Raw genomic sequence first — 3,850 nt, 5'->3', positions numbered from 1 at the left:
TCGCCTCGTGGAAGCCGTCATTGGCGCCGTCGCGGAACAGGAGCGGCTGGTCCTTGTAGGCGCGGAAATAGAAATTGTGCCCGAGCTCGTGGTGAGCAGTGCGAAAGTCCTCCTCGTTGATCCTGACGCACATCTTGATGCGCAGGTCCTCCTGATCGTCCAGGTCCCAGGCACTGGCGTGGCAGACCACCTCGCGGTCCTCCGGCTTGGTCAAGAGCGACCTTTGCCAGAACGTCTCCGGCAAGGGCGAAAAGCCCAGGCTGGTGAAGAACCCCTCCGCCGTCCGGACGATGCCTTCCGCATCGAACTCCCGCGCCTCCAGAATCTCGGTCAGGTCATAGCCTTTGTCGGCATCCTCGGGCGCCACCAGGTCATAGATGTTGCCCCATTCCTGCGCCCACATGTTGCCGAGCAGGTGGGCGGGGATCGGCCCGGTCGGCGGCACCACGTCGGTGCCATAGGCCTCGCCGAGCTTGGCCCGCACGTGGCAATGCAGTGACTGATAGAGCGGCTTGACCTCGTTCCAGAGCCGGTCCGTTTCCGCCACGAAGTCCGCGGGCGGCATGTCGTAGCGGGACTGCCAGAAGCTGCCGACGTCGGCAAAGCCCAGGTCGCGGGCACCCTCGTTGGCGATCGCCACCATGCGGGCATACTTGTCCTTCATGGGTGGTGCTATGCCATGCCAGCCGGTCCAGGCGTCGAGCAGCGCCGCCTCGTCGCGCGAGGTGCGCATCAGCTCGGACAGCTCGTCCAGGTCCCGGCACTTGCCAGCTTTGCAGTACTTGGCCTGGCCATACATGCTGTCCAGCTCGGTGGTGAGCCTAGCCAGCTCCGCCGACTTGACCGGATCATCGGGCGGCGGCACGTCGATCTGCCGCTTGAGCAGCGCCAGCTTGCGCGCGAGCTCGTCCGGCAGGTCCAGGCCATCAAAGGCCTTGGCACGCCCGAGCAGGCCCACGATCAGGTTATTGTAGTTCTCGGTGGCGTTGGCCGCGAGGAGGTCGGTGTCGAAGGTGATGAAGTTCTGCTTCACCCAGAGCGTCCGGTTCCACAGCTCACGCGCCCGGGCGAGCTGTGCCTCCGCCTCGTCCACGAAGGCCTGGGCCTCGGCGACGCCAGGCGCCGCCACCTTGTCGTCGCCCGCCGCCGATCCAGGGCATGGATGCAGGGCTGCCAGCGCCACCAGGCCAAGCAACAGGTTGCGGCTCATCGGATCGCTCCCTCACCCAACCATGGCAGGCATCTGCCAGTAAGCGACACTGCGCTCTTGCGGGCCGCCCGTCAAAGGACCCGCGATGCAGCGGCCCGGGCCGGATCGCTGCATCGACCCTGGCATGGCGTTGTTTCCCTGGGGGCAGGCCCGCAGGCTTGTACCGACCGGCTCTGGTGGCCAACTGAATACCGGCTGGCAGCAGGCCATGATTCCATTATCCTGCCAGGGCAGCCACCTGTGCTCTACCGTTCACGAGAATCTGATGCCCCTGCCGATGCCCTCGTCCGTCGACGCCACCGTCGACCTGCTCCGCCATGGCTCCTACGTGGCCGACCGTTCGCTGGCGACCTCCCTGTTCCTCGCCCTGAAGCTGGGCCGGCCGTTGTTCCTGGAGGGCGAGGCCGGGGTGGGCAAGACCGAGATCGCCAAGGTCCTCTCCGAGACGCTCGGCCGCAAGCTGGTGCGCCTGCAGTGCTACGAGGGTCTGGACGTCGCCTCGGCGGTCTATGAGTGGAACTATGCCCGGCAGATGCTGGAGATCCGCCTGGCCGAGGCGTCGGGCGACACCGACCGCACCTCGCTCGCCAAGGACATCTTCTCCGAGGAGTTCCTGATCCGCCGACCCCTGCTCCAGGCACTTGAGCCCGATGTCGGCGGGGCACCGGTGCTGCTGATCGATGAGCTGGACCGCACCGATGAGCCGTTCGAGGCCTATCTCCTGGAGGTGCTGTCCGACTTCCAGATCAGCATCCCCGAGCTCGGCACGGTTCGGGCGGACCAGCCGCCGATCGTGATCATCACCTCCAACCGCACCCGGGAGATCCACGACGCGCTCAAGCGCCGCTGCTTCTACCACTGGGTCGACTATCCGCAGGCCGAGCGCGAGGTCGAGATCGTCCGCACCCGGATGCCGGACGTGGAGCGGAACTTGAGCGAGCAGATCGTGGCGTTCGTCCAGAAGCTGCGCCAGCAGGACCTGTTCAAGCTGCCGGGCGTGGCCGAGACCCTGGACTGGACCCGGGCGCTCAACACGCTGGACTGCATGGAGCTCACCAACGAGGTGATCAACGACACGCTCGGTACCCTGCTGAAGTACCAGGACGACATCCAGCGCATCCAGGGTAGCGAGGCGGCACGGCTGCTTTCCGAGGTCAACCTGGCCACCCGGCCGGCCGTGCGCTGAGTCGGGACGAGCACGGCATGGAGAAGTTCGAAGCGCCGGCGCGGACCCGCGCCCCGGTGGAGGTGTTCGAGACGACCGGCACGCCCGGCCGCTTGGCCCTCAACATCATGCATTTCGCCCGCACCCTGCGCGCCGCCGGTATGCCGGTGGGGCCGGGCCACGTGCTGCGCGCGATGGAGGCGGTGCGCACCGTCGGCGTGGGCCGGCGCGACGACTTCTACTGGGCGCTGTTCTCGGTGTTCGTGGCGCGCCGCGAGCACAAGGAGCTTTTCGACCAGGCCTTCCACATCTTCTGGAAGGACCCGCGCCTGCTCGAGCGGCTGATGCAGATGTTGCTGCCGCAAATCCGCCCCGACGAGAACTTCAAGCCGACCGACCAGCCGAACCGGCGCCTGGCCGAGGCGCTCGCACCCCAGCGGCTGCCCGGCCAGGGCGAGGATGCGGGCGAGACCGCGGAGGAAGAGATCGAGCTCGACATGTCCCTCACCTGGTCGGACAAGGAGCTCCTCCAGAAGAAGGACTTCGAGCAGATGTCTGCGGACGAGCTGGAGGAGGCCAAGCGCGAGATCGCGCGGCTCCGCCTGCCGATCGTGGACGTGCCGACCCGCCGCTTCCGATCCGATTCGCTGGGAGCGCGGGTGGACATGCGCAAGACCCTGCGCAACTCGCTGCGGGGCGGCGGTGCTGCCATCGACCTCGCCCGGAAGGAGCGGGTCCGCCGCCATCCGCCGCTGGTGGTCCTGTGCGACATCTCCGGCAGCATGGCGCGCTATTCGCGCATGCTGCTCCTGTTCATGCACGCGATCACCAACGACCGCGACCGGGTCCACAGCTTCCTGTTCGGCACGCGCCTCACCAACGTGACCCGGGCGCTGCGCGCGCGCGACGTGGACGTGGCGCTCGACAAGATCGGCAAGCTGGTCGACGACTGGGAAGGTGGCACCCGGATCGGCCACGCACTGGAGGACTTCAACCGAAGCTGGTCGCGCCGCGTCCTGGGCCAGGGGGCCATGGTGCTGCTGATCACCGACGGTCTGGACCGTGATGCCGGAGACGGGCTGGAGGAGGAGATGGAGCGGCTGCACAAGTCCTGCCGCCGCCTGATCTGGCTGAACCCCTTGTTGCGCTATGACGGCTACGAGCCCATCTCGAAAGGTGCTCAGGCGATGATCCGGCACGTGGACGAGCTGCGCTCGGTGCACAGCCTGTCCAGCCTGAAGCAGCTCACCCAGGTTCTGTCCCAGGAGGGGCAGCGCCGGCCGGAGAGCGTCGACAGCTGGGTAAGACGCGCCCGCAAGGAGGCGGCATGATCGCCGACGAGAATTTGTTGGAGCTGGCCCGCGACTGGAAGCAGGCCGGGAAGAAAGTGGCGCTGGCCACCGTGGTCAGCACCTGGGGCAGCTCGCCTCGCCCGGCCGGCAGCCAGCTGGTCGTGGACGAGACCGGGGCGATGA

General features: G+C 67.2%; 4 protein-coding genes. 3 read left to right on the top strand and 1 reads right to left on the bottom strand.

Annotation, left to right across the window (positions count from 1 at the left end):
* The coding region (locus EQG76_RS18030; RefSeq protein WP_159715770.1) for a M2 family metallopeptidase at positions 1-1,210 on the bottom strand (1,210 nt) is incomplete at its 3' end.
* A gap of 265 nt (positions 1,211-1,475) precedes the next feature.
* On the opposite strand from EQG76_RS18030, the gene EQG76_RS18025 reads away from it, so the two are divergent.
* The 3 genes from EQG76_RS18025 to EQG76_RS33540 form a co-directional block, all read left to right on the top strand.
* Positions 1,476-2,396, top strand: coding sequence for an AAA family ATPase (locus tag EQG76_RS18025; protein ID WP_159715769.1), 921 nt, complete (start codon positions 1,476-1,478; stop codon positions 2,394-2,396).
* 17 nt (positions 2,397-2,413) lie between these two features.
* Entirely contained in the window at positions 2,414-3,706 is a 1,293-nt protein-coding gene (locus EQG76_RS18020) for a vWA domain-containing protein (protein WP_159715768.1), read from the top strand.
* A partial coding sequence (locus EQG76_RS33540) for an XdhC family protein (RefSeq protein ID WP_200840899.1) occupies positions 3,703-3,850 on the top strand: 148 nt, incomplete at its 3' end. The genes EQG76_RS18020 and EQG76_RS33540, both read left to right, overlap by 4 nt.

The sequence above is a fragment of the Geminicoccus flavidas genome (genome assembly GCF_009806515.1).
Taxonomy (GTDB): Bacteria; Pseudomonadota; Alphaproteobacteria; order Geminicoccales; family Geminicoccaceae; genus Geminicoccus; species Geminicoccus flavidus.
Note: the sequence above shows the minus strand (reverse complement) of the source record. Positions and strands in the feature narration are given on the sequence as shown.

Bases quoted from the DNA above. Each gene is read 5' to 3' on its own strand.
- EQG76_RS18025 (WP_159715769.1), top strand. From the start codon at position 1,476: ATGCCCCTGCCGATGCCCTCGTCCGTCGACGCCACCGTCGACCTGCTC.
- EQG76_RS18020 (WP_159715768.1), top strand. From the start codon at position 2,414: ATGGAGAAGTTCGAAGCGCCGGCGCGGACCCGCGCCCCGGTGGAGGTG.